At 56.6% G+C, this 17,862-nt stretch carries 15 protein-coding genes; 5 read left to right on the top strand and 10 right to left on the bottom strand.

The genetic code is table 11. The annotated features are described in order from the left end of the window. Positions 1 to 108: 108 nt before the first annotated feature. From BK662_RS04415 to rpmH, 9 genes are all read right to left on the bottom strand, one after another. Positions 109 to 981 (bottom strand): ParB/RepB/Spo0J family partition protein, encoded by an 873-nt coding sequence (locus BK662_RS04415; protein WP_008007888.1) that lies wholly within the window; start codon positions 979 to 981, stop codon positions 109 to 111. A gap of 9 nt (positions 982 to 990) precedes the next feature. After that, a complete protein-coding gene (locus BK662_RS04410) occupies positions 991 to 1,788 on the bottom strand; it encodes a ParA family protein (protein ID WP_008007890.1) in 798 nt (265 codons plus the stop codon). Between the two features lie 18 nt (positions 1,789 to 1,806). Next, positions 1,807 to 2,451, bottom strand: coding sequence for a 16S rRNA (guanine(527)-N(7))-methyltransferase RsmG (gene rsmG / locus BK662_RS04405; RefSeq protein ID WP_095052274.1), 645 nt, complete (start codon positions 2,449 to 2,451; stop codon positions 1,807 to 1,809). Beyond that, the gene (gene mnmG / locus BK662_RS04400) at positions 2,448 to 4,340 is read right to left on the bottom strand and encodes a tRNA uridine-5-carboxymethylaminomethyl(34) synthesis enzyme MnmG (RefSeq protein WP_123357028.1); all 1,893 of its coding nucleotides are present in this window, start codon (positions 4,338 to 4,340) and stop codon (positions 2,448 to 2,450) included. Before mnmG ends, rsmG begins: the two co-directional genes overlap by 4 nt. 551 nt (positions 4,341 to 4,891) lie before the next feature. Continuing rightward, positions 4,892 to 6,262, bottom strand: coding sequence for a tRNA uridine-5-carboxymethylaminomethyl(34) synthesis GTPase MnmE (mnmE, locus tag BK662_RS04395; protein WP_123357027.1), 1,371 nt, complete (start codon positions 6,260 to 6,262; stop codon positions 4,892 to 4,894). 79 nt (positions 6,263 to 6,341) lie between these two features. Beyond that, entirely contained in the window at positions 6,342 to 8,030 is a 1,689-nt protein-coding gene (yidC, locus tag BK662_RS04390; RefSeq protein WP_123357025.1) for a membrane protein insertase YidC, read from the bottom strand. A gap of 2 nt (positions 8,031 to 8,032) precedes the next feature. Beyond that, positions 8,033 to 8,278: a membrane protein insertion efficiency factor YidD gene (gene yidD, locus BK662_RS04385; protein ID WP_052966011.1), complete on the bottom strand. Its 246-nt coding sequence runs from the start codon at positions 8,276 to 8,278 to the stop codon at positions 8,033 to 8,035. After that, positions 8,271 to 8,672: a ribonuclease P protein component gene (rnpA, locus tag BK662_RS04380; protein WP_038983561.1), complete on the bottom strand. Its 402-nt coding sequence runs from the start codon at positions 8,670 to 8,672 to the stop codon at positions 8,271 to 8,273. The genes yidD and rnpA overlap by 8 nt, the downstream gene beginning before the upstream one ends. 16 nt (positions 8,673 to 8,688) lie before the next feature. Then, positions 8,689 to 8,823: a 50S ribosomal protein L34 gene (gene rpmH, locus BK662_RS04375; RefSeq protein ID WP_003213577.1), complete on the bottom strand. Its 135-nt coding sequence runs from the start codon at positions 8,821 to 8,823 to the stop codon at positions 8,689 to 8,691. Positions 8,824 to 9,390: 567 nt separating this feature from the next. Here rpmH and dnaA point away from each other — a divergent pair. Genes dnaA through gyrB form a run of 4 tightly spaced genes read left to right on the top strand, consistent with a single transcriptional unit; the run spans position 9,391 to position 15,601 of the window. Further along, positions 9,391 to 10,911, top strand: coding sequence for a chromosomal replication initiator protein DnaA (dnaA, locus tag BK662_RS04370; protein WP_123357024.1), 1,521 nt, complete (start codon positions 9,391 to 9,393; stop codon positions 10,909 to 10,911). A 39-nt stretch (positions 10,912 to 10,950) separates the two neighbouring features. Further along, the gene (gene dnaN, locus BK662_RS04365; RefSeq protein ID WP_007903001.1) at positions 10,951 to 12,054 is read left to right on the top strand and encodes a DNA polymerase III subunit beta; all 1,104 of its coding nucleotides are present in this window, start codon (positions 10,951 to 10,953) and stop codon (positions 12,052 to 12,054) included. Positions 12,055 to 12,074: 20 nt separating this feature from the next. Further along, complete coding sequence (gene recF, locus BK662_RS04360) at positions 12,075 to 13,178, top strand: DNA replication/repair protein RecF (RefSeq protein ID WP_008007898.1); 1,104 nt, start codon at positions 12,075 to 12,077, stop codon at positions 13,176 to 13,178. 5 nt (positions 13,179 to 13,183) lie between these two features. Beyond that, positions 13,184 to 15,601: a DNA topoisomerase (ATP-hydrolyzing) subunit B gene (gene gyrB / locus BK662_RS04355; protein ID WP_007902994.1), complete on the top strand. Its 2,418-nt coding sequence runs from the start codon at positions 13,184 to 13,186 to the stop codon at positions 15,599 to 15,601. 72 nt (positions 15,602 to 15,673) lie between these two features. Here the strand turns inward: gyrB and BK662_RS04350 are convergent, their stop codons facing one another. Next, entirely contained in the window at positions 15,674 to 16,393 is a 720-nt protein-coding gene (locus tag BK662_RS04350) for a response regulator transcription factor (RefSeq protein ID WP_123357022.1), read from the bottom strand. 463 nt (positions 16,394 to 16,856) lie between these two features. On the opposite strand from BK662_RS04350, the gene BK662_RS04340 reads away from it, so the two are divergent. Then, on the top strand, positions 16,857 to 17,852 hold the full coding sequence (locus BK662_RS04340; RefSeq protein WP_123357020.1) for a FecR family protein: 996 nt from the start codon (positions 16,857 to 16,859) through the stop codon (positions 17,850 to 17,852). The last annotated feature ends 10 nt before the right edge of the window (positions 17,853 to 17,862 follow it).

Genomic DNA, 17,862 nt, shown 5'->3' with positions numbered 1-17,862 from the left:
CTTGGCATAATTTGTGCCGACAAAATGCGCGCAGAGTATAGGGGCGGTTCTGCCCCTATTCAACTGTCAGGTAGTGATTTCCGACTTCACGCTACATGAGGAATTGTTTCAGCGGATGTGTGCAAGCACACCTTGAAGCTCATCAAGAGAGTTGTAGCCGATCACCAGCTGCCCCTTACCCTTCTTTCCGTGGCGGATCTGCACCGCAGAGCCTAGGCGCTCGGCCAGACGCTGCTCGAGTCGGGCGATATCCGGGTCCGGTTTTGCAGGTTCCACAGGCTCCGGTTTGCCACTCAACCACTGGCGAACCAGTGCTTCAGTCTGGCGCACAGTCAGCCCCCGTGCGACAACGTGTCGCGCCCCTTCAACTTGTTGATTTTCCGGCAAACCAAGCAAGGCACGGGCATGACCCATTTCCAGGTCGCCGTGAGACAGCATGGTTTTGATGACTTCCGGCAGCGCAATCAGACGCAACAGGTTGGCGACGGTGACGCGGGACTTACCCACAGCCTCGGCCACTTGTTGCTGAGTCAGCTGGAATTCCTGCTGCAAACGCTGCAGGGCCACCGCTTCTTCAATCGGATTGAGGTCTTCACGCTGGATGTTCTCGATCAGCGCCATGGCGATGGCGGTTTCATCCGGCACATCGCGAACCATCGCCGGGATGGTTTCCTGGCCAGCCTGTTGGCTGGCGCGCCAGCGGCGTTCGCCGGCGATGATTTCGAAGCGCCCGCTGCCGATCGGGCGAACCACGATCGGCTGCATCACGCCCTGGGCCTTGATCGACTGCGCCAGCTCCTCCAGCGCTTGAGGATCCATGTCCCGACGCGGCTGGTACTTGCCACGCTGGATCAGGTCCAGGGGCAGGTGCTGCAGCTCACGCTGATCGGCTTGCACCGCTTGCTCTTCCAGCGAGCTGACAGTCGGACCACTCAGCAGTGCATCCAGTCCACGTCCGAGACCTCGTTTCTTGACGGCCATGGGGATTCCTTAAGTTGCCTGAGCAGCGGCGATGCGTGAGTTTTTGCGCTGACGGCGAACCATCTCGCCCGCCAATGCCAGATAAGCAATCGCGCCCCGCGATGATTTGTCGTACGCCAGCGCCGGCATGCCATAGCTTGGCGCTTCGGCCAGGCGGATGTTGCGTGGAATCACGGTGTCGTAGAGCTGATCGCCGAAGTGTTCCTTGAGCTGCGCCGATACGTCGTTCATCAGGCTCAGGCGCGGGTCGTACATGGTCCGCAACAGGCCTTCGACTTTCAGGTTCGGGTTCAGCAGTTCGGCAATGCGCTTGATGTTATCCACAAGGTCGCTCAACCCTTCGAGCGCGAAGTACTCGCACTGCATGGGGATAATCACCCCGTCGGCGGCAACCAGCGCGTTGAGCGTCAACATCGACAGCGATGGCGGGCAGTCGATCAAAATGTAATCGTAGTTTTCACGGATCGGCGCCAACGCACTGCGCAGACGACTTTCCTTCATCTGCATTTCCAGCAGAACCACTTCGGCCGCGGTCAGGTCGCGGTTGGCCGGCAGCAATTGATAACCGCCGTGCTCGGAATAGTGCATGGCCTGGGCCAGATCGCATTCACCGATCAGCAGGTCGTAGACCGAGTTTTCCAGGCCGTGTTTATCCACACCGCTACCCATGGTGGCGTTGCCCTGTGGATCGAGATCGATCAACAGCACCCGACGCTTGGTAGCGACCAGGGAAGCTGCGAGGTTGATGCAGGTGGTGGTCTTGCCCACACCACCTTTTTGGTTCGCTATCGCGAATACCTTAGCCATTCTTGCTTGTGTTCCCAATCATGCCGTGCGGCGCAGTATCAGCAGATGGCGTTGGCCTTGGCAACCGGGTACGGCCAGGGCGTGTTCGCTATCGAGGTGGAAGTCTGTCGGCAATGCTACCAGCTCATCGGCGGGATGAACGCCCTTCATTGCCAGCCAACGTGTATCGGCGTCGCCCAAATGGCGAGTCCAGTTGCTGAAGTTCTCCATGCTGCTGAACGCCCGGGAAATGATCCCGTTGAATGGCAGTTCCGGCTGGAAGGCTTCGACGCGACTGTGGATAACTTGCAGGTTATCCAGTTTGAGTTCGAGTTTGACCTGGGTCAGGAAGCGGGTTTTCTTGCCGTTGCTGTCCAGGCAGGTCACTTGCGACTCGGGAAACAGGATTGCCAAGGGAATCCCTGGCATGCCGCCGCCACTGCCCACATCCAGCCAGCGGCCGTTTTCGATGAAGGACATAACGCTCAGGCTATCGAGCAAATGCCGTGAAACCATTTCGTCCGGATCACGCACTGCCGTGAGGTTGTAGGCCTTGTTCCATTTTATCAACAGGGCCAGATAACCCAGCAGCTGTGCATGCTGGGCTTCGGTCAGGTTGACACCGAGCTGGCGAGCACCTGTGGATAACTCTTCGGCGTGTTGCGAGGTGACCAACGAACTCAAGCGCTTTGCTCCAACTGACGGCCCGCGCCGCGTTTTTTCAAATGAATCATCAACAGCGAAATCGCTGCCGGGGTCACGCCCGGAATACGCGACGCCTGCCCCAATGTCTCTGGACGGGTCGCGCCGAGCTTGCTCTGGATCTCTTTCGAGAGACCGGAGATGTTCGTGTAATCGATATCCACAGGCAGTTTGGTGTCTTCGCTGGCCCGCAGACGCGCGATTTCATCCTGTTGACGATCGATGTAACCGGCGTATTTGGTCTTGATTTCAACCTGTTCGGCGACCTGTGGATCTTCTGCGCCCCCACCGGTCACGGCAATCAGACCAGCGTAGTCGATTTCCGGACGGCTCAGCAGGTTGAGCAAATTGTATTCGTGGGTCAGCGGCGTACCGAATTTCTCGGAAATCGCATCGCCCTGCTCGGTGCCCGGGCGAACCCAGGTACTTTTCAAGCGTTGCTCTTCCAAATCGATACTTTCGCGTTTCTTGCAGAACGCCACCCAACGCACGTCATCCACCAGACCCAATTCGCGACCTTTTTCGGTCAAGCGCAGGTCGGCGTTGTCTTCGCGCAGGATCAAACGATATTCGGCGCGGGACGTGAACATCCGATACGGTTCCTGGGTTCCCAGGGTAATCAGATCGTCGACCAAAACGCCGATGTACGCCTCGTCGCGACGCGGGCACCAAGCATCTTTGCCCTGAGCACGCAGGGCGGCGTTGGCTCCGGCCAGCAAACCCTGGGCGCCGGCTTCTTCGTAACCGGTGGTGCCGTTGATTTGCCCGGCGAAGAACAGACCGCCGATCACTTTGGTTTCCAGGCTGTATTTCAGATCCCGCGGGTCGAAGTAGTCGTACTCGATGGCGTAGCCTGGACGAACGATGTGCGCGTTTTCCATGCCGCGGATCGATTGCACGATCTGCAATTGCACGTCGAACGGCAGCGAGGTGGATATCCCGTTCGGGTACAGCTCGTGGGTGGTCAAACCTTCCGGCTCGATAAAGACCTGGTGGCTTTCCTTGTCGGCAAAGCGGTGGATCTTGTCTTCGATCGATGGGCAATAACGCGGGCCGATGCCTTCGATCACACCGGAATACATCGGCGAACGATCAAGGTTCGAAGCAATGATTTCGTGGGTACGGGCGTTGGTGTGGGTAATCCAGCAGCTCACCTGCTTCGGATGCTGCTCTTTGGAGCCCATGAACGACATCACCGGAATCGGCGTATCCCCTGCTTGCTCGGTCATCACCGAGAAATCCACAGTGCGACCGTCGATACGCGGCGGTGTACCGGTTTTCAGGCGACCGACACGCAATGGCAGTTCACGCAGACGATGAGCCAGCGCAATCGACGGCGGATCACCGGCGCGACCACCGGAATAATTCTGCATCCCGATGTGGATAAGTCCACCGAGGAAGGTGCCAGTGGTCAACACCACGGAATCTGCGAAGAAACGCAGGCCCATTTGGGTGACAACACCGCGCACTTGTTCCTGCTCGACGATCAGGTCGTCAGCAGCCTGTTGAAATATCCACAGGTTAGGCTGGTTTTCCAAAGCTTCGCGGACAGCAGCCTTGTACAGAACCCTATCTGCCTGAGCGCGGGTTGCACGCACGGCGGGGCCTTTGCGGCTGTTCAATACGCGAAACTGAATACCACCTTTATCGGTAGCCATGGCCATCGCGCCGCCCAGGGCATCGATTTCTTTAACCAAATGGCTTTTGCCGATCCCGCCAATGGCTGGGTTGCAACTCATGGCACCGAGGGTTTCCACGTTATGCGTCAGCAATAGGGTTTTTGCCCCCATACGTGCTGACGCCAGTGCTGCCTCGGTACCGGCATGACCGCCGCCGATGACGATCACTTCAAAACGGGAAGGGAAATCCACCACGCACCTCGTGCCTGCTTCAGTCAGGTAATCCGGAAATAGTTTGAGCTCAGGTTTTTGGACCTGGTCGGCAAGTATAGGGACTTCGCCCTTCCTAAAGAACCCTTTGCACAAAATTTAACCAGCTGTGGAGAAGTCGGGGTTATAGAAATTAAAAAGAGAGAAATTTATTAAATCTTTGTTTTTATGTTTATTTCTACTGAGCCACCTTTCTGTGGATAGATTGATACAGCCCTTTATTTTCAATATGTACAGAGATTCAAAACCCTGTGGTCATGTGCCAAGGAGGCCCTTGGATAACCGGTTTAAGCCTGTGGATGAAAGGGGTGGTTATCCACAGAGGTGGTTATCTTCAGTTTTCAGGCCTTGTTATCAACTGCCCTTAGCGGCACTTATTCACAGGGCTTAATCCACAGAAAAGCCGCCGAATGTGCAAATCCCGGGCAAGGGAAATCCGCTCAAGCGAAGAATCTGCTCGGCACTGGGGAAAAATTTCAGAAAAGGAGAGATCAGACAGGCCTGAATGGCCTGTCTGTGAACTGCAGAAGGGACTATTTACCGATGCAGAAGCTGGAAAAGATCCTTCCCAGCAGATCATCGGAGCTGAATGCGCCGGTGATTTCGCCCAAAGACTGCTGCGCCTGCCTCAAATCTTCGGCCAATAGTTCACCAGCACCCGCTAACGTCAGCTGCGCACGGCCATGCTCGAGGGACGCACTCGCATGACGCAGTGCCTCCAGGTGACGCCTGCGAGCACTGAAGCTGCTTTCGGAGGTCTGCTCGTAACCCATGCAGGCCTTGAGATGCTCACGCAGCAATTCCAGGCCTTCGCCGGCAGACCTTGCACTGAGGCTGATAGTAACGTGGCCATCGTTGCTGACTTCCAGGGCAATCGCTTCTCCCGTCAGGTCAGCCTTGTTACGGATCAGCGTAACTTTTGCCGGATCCGGGCGGGTTTCGAGGAATTCAGGCCACAAGGCAAAGGGATCAAGGGCCTCGGGAGCCGTGGCATCAACCACCAGCAGTACCCGATCAGCCTCGCCGATGGCTTTCAATGCCCGTTCGACGCCAATTTTCTCCACCTGATCATCGGTATCGCGCAGGCCGGCAGTGTCGACCACGTGCAACGGCATGCCATCGATATGGATATGTTCGCGAAGAATATCCCGGGTAGTGCCGGCAATCTCGGTCACGATCGCAGCTTCACGCCCGGCCAAGGCATTCAGAAGGCTGGACTTGCCGGCATTCGGCCGACCGGCGATCACTACGGTCATACCGTCGCGGAGCAAGGCTCCTTGCCCGGCTTCACGCAGCACTGTGGATAATTCGTCGCGCACTTTGTCGAGCATGCTCAGGACATGGCCATCGGCGAGGAAGTCGATTTCTTCTTCGGGGAAGTCGATGGCTGCTTCGACGTAAATGCGCAGTCCTATCAGTTGCTCGGTGAGGTTATGCACACGCTGGGAAAATGCTCCCTGCAACGAACGCAGGGCATTGCGTGCCGCCTGTGCAGAACTTGCCTCGATCAAGTCGGCAATGGCTTCGGCCTGAGCTAGATCGAGCTTGTCGTTGAGGAAGGCACGCTCACTGAATTCACCCGGCCGGGCCAGACGACAGCCCAGTTCCAGGCAACGCTTGAGCAGCATATCCAGAACGATCGGCCCGCCATGACCCTGCAGCTCAAGCACATCTTCACCGGTGAACGAGTTCGGTCCCGGGAAATACAGCGCGATGCCTTCGTCCAGCACCTCTCCGTTTGCACTGAGGAAGGGGCCGTAATGGGCAAACCGCGGTTTCAGTTCGCGACCGCTGATGGCTTTGGCCGCCAGACTCGCCAGCGGCCCGGAAATACGGACGATGCCCACACCGCCGCGACCTTGAGCGGTGGCGACGGCAGCGATGGTTTCACGAGGAACGCTCATAAACCGGTATCCAGACAAAAGTGACAGATAGCAAAACGCCCCACTAGGGGGCGTTTTGAGTGGTTATCCACAGAGTAAGTTACGCCTCGGCTTTTTTGGTAGCCGCTTCGATCTTACGCGTGATGTACCACTGTTGGGCGATGGACAGGCAGTTGTTCACAACCCAGTACAGCACCAGACCCGCCGGGAACCACAGGAAGAAGAAGGTGAAGATGATTGGCATCAGCTTCATCACCTTGGCCTGCATCGGATCCGGAGGTGTCGGGTTCAACTGCTGCTGGATGAACATGGTTGCGCCCATGATGATCGGCAGAATGAAGAACGGATCCTTGATCGACAGGTCAGTAATCCACAGCATGAACGGCGCCTGGCGCATTTCCACGCTTTCCAGCAGAACCCAGTACAGCGAAAGGAAAACCGGCATCTGTACCAGGATTGGCAAGCAGCCACCCAGCGGATTGATCTTCTCTTTCTTGTACAGCTCCATCATGGATTGCGACATTTTCTGCCGGTCGTCGCCATGTTGCTCTTTCAGCGCGGCCAGTTTCGGTGCCACTGCGCGCATGCGCGCCATGGATTTGTAGCTGGCAGCCGACAGCGGGAAGAAAATCCCTTTGATCAGCATGGTCAGGAAGATGATCGACCAGCCCCAGTTACCGACCAGCGCGTGGATATGTTGCAGCAGCCAGAAGATTGGCTGGGCAATGAACCACAGAATGCCGTAGTCGACAGTCAGTTCCAGACCTGGGGACAACTCTTTCAGCACAGCCTGGCTTTTCGGACCCGCGTACAGAACGGCGCTGGTTTCGGCTTTGGCACCTGGCGCGACACTCATTGCCGGGGCGGTGTAGCCGATGATGTAGTTGCCTTTGCTGTCTTTACGGGTCTGGACGACGTTGTTTTCGCCCTTGGCCGGAATCCATGCAGTCACGAAGTAGTGTTGCAACCAGGCAACCCAGCCACCGGTGACGGTTTCTTTCAGCTGAGCCTTGTCCATGTCCTTCATCGACACTTTCTTGTACGGCTCGTTACTTGTCCACAGGGCGGCGCCCAGGTAAGTCGCGGTGCCGGTGGCGGTGCTGGAAGAAGGATCGGAGCTGGCGTCACGCTTCAATTGCGCGAACATTGCACCGGACCAGGGCTGAGCGCTCTGGTTGTCGATCAGGTAGGAAACGGTTACGTCGTACAGGCCACGTTTCAGTGTGAAACGCTTGATGTAGTTGACGCCGTCCTTGCTGAACTTCAGATCCGCGACCAATTGGTCTTGACCGTCAGCCAGTTGATAAATCTTCTTCTCGGAGGAGTAAACCGGACGACCGGCAGGACTCGCGTCCGGACCGTTGGTGCCGATCAGGCCGCTCTGAGCCAGATAAGTCCGCTCGTTGCCGTTATCAAACAGCTGGAATGGAATTTCCGGATGGTCCTGGCGACGTGGATACAGCGGCAACGTCAACTGGGCAACATCGCCACCTTGTGGATCGATTGCCAGGTTGAGCACATCCGTTTTGATCTGGATGAGGTCTTTGCTTGCAGCTACTGGTGTTTCAGCAGGTGCAGTTGCACTGGTATCGCTTGCGGCGCGTGGAATGTCGTCACTGACAGAAGCATTATTGCCAGTCACCGTATCCGGTAGGCCCGGTGCGGTAGTACTGGAAGCAACATTCTGAGTCGGCAGGGCAGCCTGGCCATAGTCCTGGTTCCATTTAAGGACCATAACGTAGGACACGATTGCCAGGGCGACGATCAGGATCGTGCGTTTGATATCCATGATTACTCGGCCATCGAAGAAGAACGGGAGGTAGGGATAGATGGAACCGGGTCATAACCACCGGGATTCCACGGATGACAGCGACCTAAACGACGAAAGGTCAGCCAGCCACCGCGCAGAAGGCCATGATTTTCTATGGCTTCATACGCGTAGCAGGAACAACTGGGGTAGAAACGACAGTGACTGGCCATCAGAGGACTGATGGCATAGCGATAAAACTGGATCGGAACGAGTGCCAGTTTACGCATCGGGACTGTCTACCCCTACAGTTTCGGTTTTGACTGCTGGTACCGGCTTGCTGCGTGCCAGACGTTTCCAGAGTTTGTCGAAATGCTGAATCAATTCGGGGCTTTCTACGTCACCCAAACCTTTGCGCGCGACGATAACAATGTCCCAACCGACCAGTAAATCCTGGTTCAGGCGAAACGATTCGCGCATCAGACGTTTGAGGCGATTGCGCTCGACGGAGAGCTTTACGCTCTTTTTCCCGATAACCAACCCGAGACGGGGGTGATCAAGATCGTTATTGCGCGCAAGGAGCAGGAGATTTTTCCCCGGAACCTTGCCGGTAGGGGAGTCAAAGACTGCCTTGAAATGCCGGGGAGTAAGCAGACGCTTTTCCCGACTGAAGTCCTGACTCACCTCCAGTGCCGGATTATCAAACTGCCAGACGCGCACGACCTTTGGCGCGACGACGCGACAGGACGGCACGACCGTTCTTGGTAGCCATGCGAGCACGGAAACCGTGGGTACGAGCGCGTTTGATAGTGCTTGGTTGGAAAGTACGTTTCATTGTCGTGTTACCTGGTTCGTCCACAACGGGCCGGAATGGCCCCCGTTTTAAGAGACCGGGGATTCTAGAGAAAGCAAGCCTCTAGGTCAATTTCCAACCAGCGTTTCCTTATAAATAGATCTCCAGACGATTTGCTCGCTGAAGGTCGTTCTCTAGATATAGAAATAAAGAAGGGAATTATTTAAAGCTTTTCTGTAAAGCTTATAAAAGCTAGGAGCACGTTCATCTGTGGATAACTGCCTTTAGCCCTTCTAAACCGTGATGTACAGAGAATGACAACTACGGTGGAAAACGGTGGTCAGCCTGTGCTGCGCTGTCGGATAAGCTGTGTGTGGAAAGGCTAGTTATCCACAGGCAGGTTATCCACCGAGTTTCGACCCCACTTGTCCAGTGCCCTCATGGGCGGTTATCCACAGAGCTTATGCACATACCGTTGGTCTTCTTTTCAAGGGTTAACGCATTGATAAATCATGCCCTGTGCGCAACCTGCATGTGGATAAGTGGACGTCTGGTCGCTACAATGACCGCTTGTTTTTGCCTCACCGGCTTTCAACTTAGGGGATATCCGTGTCAGTGGAACTTTGGCAGCAGTGCGTAGAGCTTTTGCGCGATGAGCTGCCTGCCCAACAATTCAACACTTGGATCCGTCCACTACAGGTCGAAGCCGAAGGTGACGAGCTGCGTGTCTACGCGCCGAATCGTTTTGTTCTCGACTGGGTCAATGAAAAGTACCTGGGCCGCGTCCTTGAACTGCTGGATGAGCATGGCAATGGCCTGGCGCCGGCGCTTTCCTTATTAATAGGCAGCAAACGCAGTTCGGCACCGCGTGCGGCACCCAATGCCCCGCTGGCCGCTGCGGCGTCCCAGGCTCAGGCCGCTCAAGCGCCTGTCAGCGCTCCGGCGCCAGCCCCGGCAGCGGTCTCGACCAAACGTGCGACACAGAAAGTAGCTGAAGTCAGTGAAGAGCCGTCCCGGGACAGCTTCGATCCAATGGCCGGCGCCAGTTCGCAACAGGCCCCGGTTCGCGCCGAACAGCGCACGGTGCAAGTTGAAGGCGCGCTCAAGCACACCAGCTACCTGAACCGCACCTTTACCTTCGAGAACTTCGTCGAAGGCAAGTCCAACCAACTCGCCCGGGCTGCGGCCTGGCAGGTGGCGGACAACCCCAAGCACGGTTACAACCCGCTCTTCCTTTATGGTGGCGTTGGCTTGGGTAAAACCCACTTGATGCACGCTGTGGGTAACCATCTATTAAAGAAGAATCCGAATGCCAAGGTCGTGTACCTGCATTCCGAGCGTTTCGTCGCGGACATGGTCAAGGCGTTGCAGCTGAATGCGATCAACGAGTTCAAGCGCTTCTACCGTTCGGTGGACGCGCTGTTGATCGATGACATTCAGTTCTTCGCCCGCAAGGAACGTTCCCAGGAGGAGTTTTTCCACACCTTCAACGCCCTGCTTGAAGGTGGCCAGCAGGTCATTCTTACCAGTGACCGCTACCCGAAAGAAATCGAAGGCCTTGAAGAACGCCTGAAGTCACGTTTCGGCTGGGGCCTGACGGTTGCCGTCGAGCCGCCGGAGCTGGAAACCCGCGTGGCGATCCTGATGAAAAAGGCCGACCAGGCCAAAGTCGATCTGCCACACGATGCAGCGTTCTTCATTGCCCAGCGTATTCGCTCCAACGTCCGTGAGCTGGAAGGCGCGCTCAAACGCGTGATCGCCCACTCGCACTTCATGGGCCGCGATATCACCATCGAGCTGATTCGCGAATCCCTGAAAGACTTGTTGGCGCTGCAAGACAAACTGGTGTCTGTGGATAACATTCAGCGCACCGTCGCCGAGTATTACAAGATCAAGATCTCCGACCTGCTGTCCAAGCGTCGTTCACGCTCGGTAGCACGTCCGCGTCAGGTCGCCATGGCGTTGTCCAAGGAACTGACCAACCACAGCCTGCCGGAAATCGGCGATGTGTTTGGCGGCCGCGACCATACGACTGTTTTGCACGCCTGCCGCAAGATCAACGAGCTTAAGGAATCCGACGCGGACATCCGCGAGGACTATAAGAACCTGCTGCGTACACTGACTACTTGATGAACACCAGCGCAGCTTATTAAGGCAAGGGACTAGACCATGCATTTCACCATTCAACGCGAAGCCCTGTTGAAACCCCTGCAACTGGTCGCAGGCGTCGTCGAGCGCCGACAGACCTTGCCGGTGCTCTCCAACGTGCTGCTGGTTGTCGAAGGCCAGCAATTGTCGCTGACCGGTACCGACCTGGAAGTCGAGCTGGTCGGTCGTGTGCAACTCGAAGAGCCTGCGGACCCGGGCTCCATCACTGTGCCTGCGCGCAAGCTGATGGACATCTGCAAGAGCTTGCCGAACGATGCGCTGATCGACATCAAGGTCGATGAGCAGAAGCTCGTGGTGAAGGCCGGCCGTAGCCGCTTCACCCTGTCGACCCTGCCGGCCAATGACTTCCCGACGGTAGAAGAAGGCCCAGGCTCGCTGACCTGCAGCCTTGAGCAAAGCAAACTGCGTCGTCTGATTGAACGCACCAGCTTCGCCATGGCGCAGCAGGACGTACGCTACTACCTCAATGGCATGCTGCTGGAAGTCTCGGCCGGGATCATCCGCGCCGTGGCGACTGACGGTCACCGTCTGGCCATGTGTTCGATGCAGGCCGATATCGGTCAGCCGGATCGTCATCAGGTGATCGTGCCACGCAAAGGTATTCTGGAACTGGCGCGTCTGCTGACCGAACCGGACGGCAACGTCAGCATCGTGCTGGGCCAGCACCACATTCGCGCCACCACCGGCGAGTTCACTTTCACCTCGAAACTGGTCGACGGTAAATTCCCTGACTACGAGCGTGTTCTGCCTAAAGGCGGCGACAAGCTGGTACTCGGTGATCGCCAGGCATTGCGTGAAGCGTTCAGCCGTACCGCGATTCTGTCCAACGAGAAGTACCGTGGCATCCGTCTGCAACTGGCCAATGGTCAGCTGAAGATCCAGGCGAACAACCCGGAACAGGAAGAAGCGGAAGAAGAAGTGGGCGTTGAGTACAACGGCGGCTCTCTGGAAATCGGCTTCAACGTGAGCTATCTGCTCGACGTACTGGGCGTGATGACCACCGAGCAGGTTCGCTTGATCCTGTCCGATTCCAACAGCAGTGCGCTGGTGCAAGAGTCTGACAACGACGACTCGGCCTACGTTGTCATGCCGATGCGCCTGTAATCATGCTCAGCAGAACCTAGATGTCCTTAAGTCGCGTCTCGGTCACCGCGGTGCGCAATCTGCACCCGGTGACCTTCTCCCCCTCCCCCCGAATAAACATTCTTTACGGCGCCAACGGCAGCGGCAAAACCAGTGTTCTGGAAGCCATTCATCTGCTGGGGCTTGCCCGTTCGTTTCGTAGCAGCCGTCTGTTACCCGTCATTCAATACGAGCAATTGGCGTGTACGGTGTTTGGCCAGGTAGAACTGGCCGAGGGTGGACACAGCGCGTTGGGGATATCTCGCGACCGCCAGGGTGAGTTCCAGATCCGCATTGATGGGCAGAACGCCCGAAGTGCTGCGCAGCTTGCAGAGATCCTGCCGTTGCAGTTGATCAACCCGGACAGCTTCCGCCTGCTGGAAGGTGCGCCGAAGATTCGCCGGCAGTTTCTCGACTGGGGTGTGTTCCACGTGGAACCCCGATTCATGTCCACGTGGCAGCGCTTGCAGAAGGCCTTGCGCCAGAGAAACTCTTGGCTGCGACATGGTACACTTGACGCCGTTTCGCAAGCGGTTTGGGACAGGGAACTGTGCCAGGCCAGCGCTGAAATAGATGAATACCGCCGCGCTTACATCAAAGCCTTGAAACCAGTCTTTGAACAGACCTTGAGCGAACTGGTTGAGCTTGAGGGCTTAACGCTCAGCTATTACCGAGGTTGGGACAAAGACCGTGAGCTGAGTGCAGTGCTCGCCGGGTCCCTTCAGCGGGATCAGCAAATGGGTCATACCCAGGCCGGACCACAACGCGCTGATTTGCGTCTTAGATTGGGCGCACATAATGCCGCGGACATCTTGTCTCGTGGCCAGCAGAAGTTAGTGGTCTGTGCATTGCGGATCGCCCAAGGGCACTTGGTTAGCCAGGCCCGTCGCGGCCAGTGTATTTATCTGGTGGATGACCTGCCGTCCGAATTGGACGAGCACCACCGTCGCGCGCTTTGCCGCTTGCTGGAAGACTTACGCTGCCAGGTCTTTATCACCTGTGTAGATCACGAATTATTGAGGGAAGGCTGGCAGACGGAAACGCCAGTCGCTCTGTTCCACGTGGAACAGGGCCGTATCACCCAGACCCACGACCATCGGGAGTGAAGGCATTGAGCGAAGAAAATACGTACGACTCAACGAGCATTAAAGTGCTGAAAGGCCTGGATGCCGTACGCAAACGTCCCGGTATGTACATTGGTGACACCGACGATGGCAGCGGTCTGCACCACATGGTGTTCGAAGTGGTCGATAACTCGATCGACGAAGCTCTCGCCGGCCACTGCGACGACATCAGCATCATCATTCACCCGGATGAGTCCATCACCGTTCGCGACAACGGTCGTGGCATCCCGGTAGACGTGCATAAAGAAGAAGGCGTTTCGGCAGCCGAGGTCATCATGACCGTGCTGCACGCCGGCGGTAAGTTCGACGACAACTCCTATAAAGTATCCGGCGGTCTGCACGGTGTAGGTGTATCGGTGGTGAACGCACTGTCCAAAGAGCTGATCCTGACCGTTCGCCGCAGCGGCAAGATCTGGGAACAGACTTACGTCCACGGTGTTCCGCAAGAGCCGATGAAGATCGTTGGCGAGAGCGAAACCACTGGCACCCAGATTCACTTCAAGCCTTCGGCTGAAACCTTCAAGAACATCCATTTCAGCTGGGACATCCTGGCCAAGCGGATTCGCGAACTGTCCTTCCTCAACTCCGGTGTCGGCATCGTCCTCAAGGACGAGCGCAGCGGTAAGGAAGAGTTGTTCAAGTACGAAGGGGGCCTGCGAGCGTTCGTTGAATACCTGAACACCAACAAGACTGCGGTCAATCAGGTGTTCCACTTCAACATCCAGCGCGAAGACGGCATCGGCGTTGAAATCGCCCTGCAATGGAACGACAGCTTCAACGAGAACCTGTTGTGCTTCACCAACAACATTCCACAGCGCGATGGCGGTACTCACCTGGTGGGTTTCCGTTCCGCACTGACGCGTAACCTGAACACCTACATCGAAGCTGAAGGCTTGGCGAAGAAACATAAAGTCGCCACCACCGGTGACGATGCCCGCGAAGGCCTGACCGCGATCATTTCGGTAAAAGTGCCGGATCCGAAGTTCAGCTCCCAGACCAAGGACAAACTGGTGTCTTCCGAAGTGAAGACCGCGGTCGAACAGGAAATGGGCAAGTACTTCTCCGACTTCCTGCTGGAAAACCCGAACGAAGCCAAGCTGGTTGTCGGCAAGATGATCGACGCGGCGCGTGCGCGTGAAGCAGCGCGTAAGGCTCGTGAGATGACCCGCCGGAAAGGCGCGCTGGACATCGCCGGCCTGCCGGGCAAACTGGCCGACTGCCAGGAAAAAGACCCTGCCCTCTCCGAACTGTACCTTGTGGAAGGTGACTCTGCTGGCGGTTCCGCCAAGCAGGGACGTAACCGTCGCACCCAGGCCATCCTGCCGCTCAAGGGCAAGATCCTGAACGTCGAGAAGGCACGCTTCGACAAGATGATCTCTTCGCAAGAAGTGGGCACCTTGATCACCGCGCTGGGCTGCGGCATTGGCCGCGACGAGTACAACATCGACAAGCTGCGTTATCACAACATCATCATCATGACCGATGCTGACGTCGACGGTTCGCACATCCGTACCCTGTTGCTGACCTTCTTCTTCCGTCAGTTGCCGGAGTTGATTGAGCGCGGTTACATCTACATCGCTCAGCCGCCGCTGTACAAGGTCAAGAAAGGCAAGCAAGAGCAATACATCAAAGACGACGACGCCATGGAAGAGTACATGACGCAGTCGGCCCTGGAAGACGCGAGCCTGCACCTGAACGAAGAAGCCCCGGGTATCTCCGGTGAAGCCCTCGAGCGTCTGGTAAATGATTTCCGCCTGGTGATGAAGACCCTCAAGCGCCTGTCGCGCCTGTACCCGCAGGAGCTGACCGAGCACTTCATCTACCTGCCAGCGGTGAGCATGGAGCAACTGTCCGATCACGCAGCGATGCAGGATTGGATGGCTCAGTTCGAAGTTCGCCTGCGCACCGTCGAGAAATCCGGCCTGGTTTACAAAGCCAGCCTGCGTGAAGACCGTGAACGTAACGTCTGGCTGCCAGAGGTCGAGCTGATCTCCCACGGCCTGTCGAACTACATCACCTTCAACCGCGATTTCTTCGGCAGTAACGATTACAAGACTGTTGTGTCGTTGGGCGCTCAATTGAGCACCTTGCTGGACGACGGCGCGTACATCCAGCGCGGCGAGCGCAAGAAGCCGGTCACCGAATTCAAGGAAGCACTTGAATGGCTGATGGCTGAAAGCACCAAGCGTCACACCATCCAGCGATACAAGGGGCTGGGCGAAATGAACCCGGATCAGCTATGGGAAACCACCATGGACCCAAGCCAGCGCCGGATGCTCAAAGTGACCATCGAAGACGCCATTGGCGCGGATCAGATCTTCAACACCCTGATGGGTGATGCGGTCGAACCTCGTCGTGACTTCATCGAAAGCAACGCCTTGGCGGTTTCCAACCTGGATTTCTGATCCGGCAGGACCGCTAAAACGAAAAAGGCCAACGCTTAGCGTTGGCCTTTTTTATTGATCGTCTAAACGTCGTCATTCGCTGGCAGTGGCCACGCTCTCGAGCCGATACCCATACCCGTAAATCGTCAGCAGTTGCCAACCGCGATCAGCCGTCAGGCCCAACTTGTTGCGCAGGCGATAAATATGAGTGTCCAGCGGGCGGGAGGAAACTATTTCTTCATGAGTCCAAAAGCGCTCATACAAGTATTCACGGGACAAAGGTCGGCCCAGATTGGCGAACAGGCAACGGGCGAGACGGTATTCCCGTTCGGTCAGGCTAATGGGGGTGGAGGCGCGGGTGACGGTGAGTTCGGCGTCGTCGAATTCGAGGTCATTGAAGGTCAGTATTTCGGTGGCTGCCGCGCGTTGCAGCCCATGCCGACGAAGCACTGCGCTGACCCGAGCCATCAGCTCGTTGGGACGAAACGGTTTGCTCACGTAATCATCGGCCCCGGAGTTCAATGCCTGGACGATATCGCTTTCGGTATCGCGACTGGTGAGCATGATCGCGGCCGGTGGCACGTCCATGTGTTCATGGGTCCAGCGCAACAAAGACAGGCCGCTGATATCGGGCAGTTGCCAATCGAGGATCAGCAGGTCGAAGGTCTCCCGCCGGAGTTGCCGTAGTAAGTCCTCTCCCCGCTCGAAGCAATGCAACGTCCACGCCTGCTCTCCCGTGACGGGGATCTGTCGCAGTGTCTGTTCCACCCGGCGGAGTTCGGCGGGCTCGTCATCCAGTATTGCGACACGCATGCCGAGTGTTTCCTTCATCTCGTAAGTGCTAAGTGAAAATTCCTGCGAGAGTTTAGGCTGATTGATTGATTCTGAACAATTGTGGCGAATTGCTTCGAAGGTCCCGAGTATGGCTACGCTGATGTCACTTCGCCGACGGGATGTTTTTAGCCTTCGATCAATTCTGAATAAATATTGAGAATCGGCTCGCAAGGTCACTTATGTCGGTAAATTCGCTCTCGCTGAGCGGCACAGGGGCATTGGGATGTGTCCCGACGCAAGGAGCGTCAATGCCAACCTGGCAGGACCGTCGATTACCGGTTTTCGACAGTCTGCAGTTCAGGGGAAAACACATGGAGTGCCTGCTCGGTTTCGACACAGGGATGTGTCATCTCATTTGCTCTCATGGCTATCTGCCAGAGCGTCCGGTCAGGTATCGTGCGCATTCCCGGCATGATTTCGAAAAGAGCATAAAAAGCAATCCATGAACCCCATGACCTTATTGCTTCCACGCTGTTCTGGCGTCTGTCTTTTACTCGTTACCGGCCTGATGGGATTGCTCATCGAGAGTGCATCAGCAGCTTTCACGTCGGCAAAACGTTTGCCTTACATCGATGAAAACCAACAGTGCCATGGTCAACCGCTGCCGGCGACTATCGAGCATCTGACCGGCGAAGCGTGGAAGCTGGACGCCAAAGGCAAACAGACGCCATTGCAGGAAGGCATGTCGATCGACGAGCAGGAAGGCGTCAAGACCTCGCCCTCGGCGTTTGTCAGCCTGTCCCTGGGTGATGGCTCGCGGGTGGTGCTGCCCTCTAGTTCCCATATCACCCTGCATCTCAATGAAGAACATTCGATCCCTCAGGTCATTCTTGAGCAGGGGCAGGTTGAGTCGTATGTGATCAAACGTGCCAGCGACCATGATCGCTTTCAGATCGTCACGCCGGTCGGTGTACTGGGCGTACGGGGCACGCATTTTCGCGTGCGCAACGGTGACGGAGGTCAAGCACTGCTTGAGGTTCTGAATGGCCAAGTGGCGGTCAATCGTGATGAGGAAACGTCGGGCGCCCGCCCTGCCCGGTCGGCTGCCAAACGGACTCAGAGCGCTGAAGCTGATGAGGTCCAGGTCATGGCTCGTCAAGGTTTGCGTATTCAGAAACAAGGCACGTTGACGCCAATCGACTTGTTAACTGCCCCACGATTGTTGGGGCAAGCCGGTCAGACGGGTAATGTGCCTGTCTGGCAATTGATCATGAAACCCATTGAAGGGGCCACGCGTTATCGGGCGCAAGTGGCTACCGACGCAGCCTTTCTGGACATCAAGCAAGAGCAGTTTTCCAGCACGCCAGAGGTCAAATTCAGCGGGCTGAAAGCGTTTTTCTACCATGTTCGCCTGTCTGCCTATGATGCTCAGGGGTTAGAGGGAGAGACCGGGGTGTATGACATTTTCTATTACCCCAGGACCACCCGTGTCCAATAGCGCCCTGGCC

The organism is Pseudomonas frederiksbergensis (genome assembly GCF_003732275.1).
In the GTDB taxonomy this organism is placed as follows: domain Bacteria; phylum Pseudomonadota; class Gammaproteobacteria; order Pseudomonadales; family Pseudomonadaceae; genus Aquipseudomonas; species Aquipseudomonas frederiksbergensis_H.
The sequence above is the reverse complement of the archived record's forward strand: the minus strand, read 5'-3'. Positions and strand labels throughout refer to the sequence as shown.

What these genes read in the sequence shown, in the direction of transcription:
- mnmE (WP_123357027.1), bottom strand. Translation starts at nt 6,262, where the DNA reads ATGAGCGTTCCTCGTGAAACCATCGCTGCCGTCGCCACCGCTCAAGGT.
- BK662_RS04350 (WP_123357022.1), bottom strand. Translation starts at nt 16,393, where the DNA reads ATGCGTGTCGCAATACTGGATGACGAGCCCGCCGAACTCCGCCGGGTG.
- dnaN (WP_007903001.1), top strand. Translation starts at nt 10,951, where the DNA reads ATGCATTTCACCATTCAACGCGAAGCCCTGTTGAAACCCCTGCAACTG.
- rpmH (WP_003213577.1), bottom strand. Translation starts at nt 8,823, where the DNA reads ATGAAACGTACTTTCCAACCAAGCACTATCAAACGCGCTCGTACCCAC.
- yidD (WP_052966011.1), bottom strand. Translation starts at nt 8,278, where the DNA reads ATGCGTAAACTGGCACTCGTTCCGATCCAGTTTTATCGCTATGCCATC.
- recF (WP_008007898.1), top strand. Translation starts at nt 12,075, where the DNA reads ATGTCCTTAAGTCGCGTCTCGGTCACCGCGGTGCGCAATCTGCACCCG.
- BK662_RS04340 (WP_123357020.1), top strand. Translation starts at nt 16,857, where the DNA reads ATGAACCCCATGACCTTATTGCTTCCACGCTGTTCTGGCGTCTGTCTT.
- BK662_RS04410 (WP_008007890.1), bottom strand. Translation starts at nt 1,788, where the DNA reads ATGGCTAAGGTATTCGCGATAGCGAACCAAAAAGGTGGTGTGGGCAAG.
- yidC (WP_123357025.1), bottom strand. Translation starts at nt 8,030, where the DNA reads ATGGATATCAAACGCACGATCCTGATCGTCGCCCTGGCAATCGTGTCC.
- BK662_RS04415 (WP_008007888.1), bottom strand. Translation starts at nt 981, where the DNA reads ATGGCCGTCAAGAAACGAGGTCTCGGACGTGGACTGGATGCACTGCTG.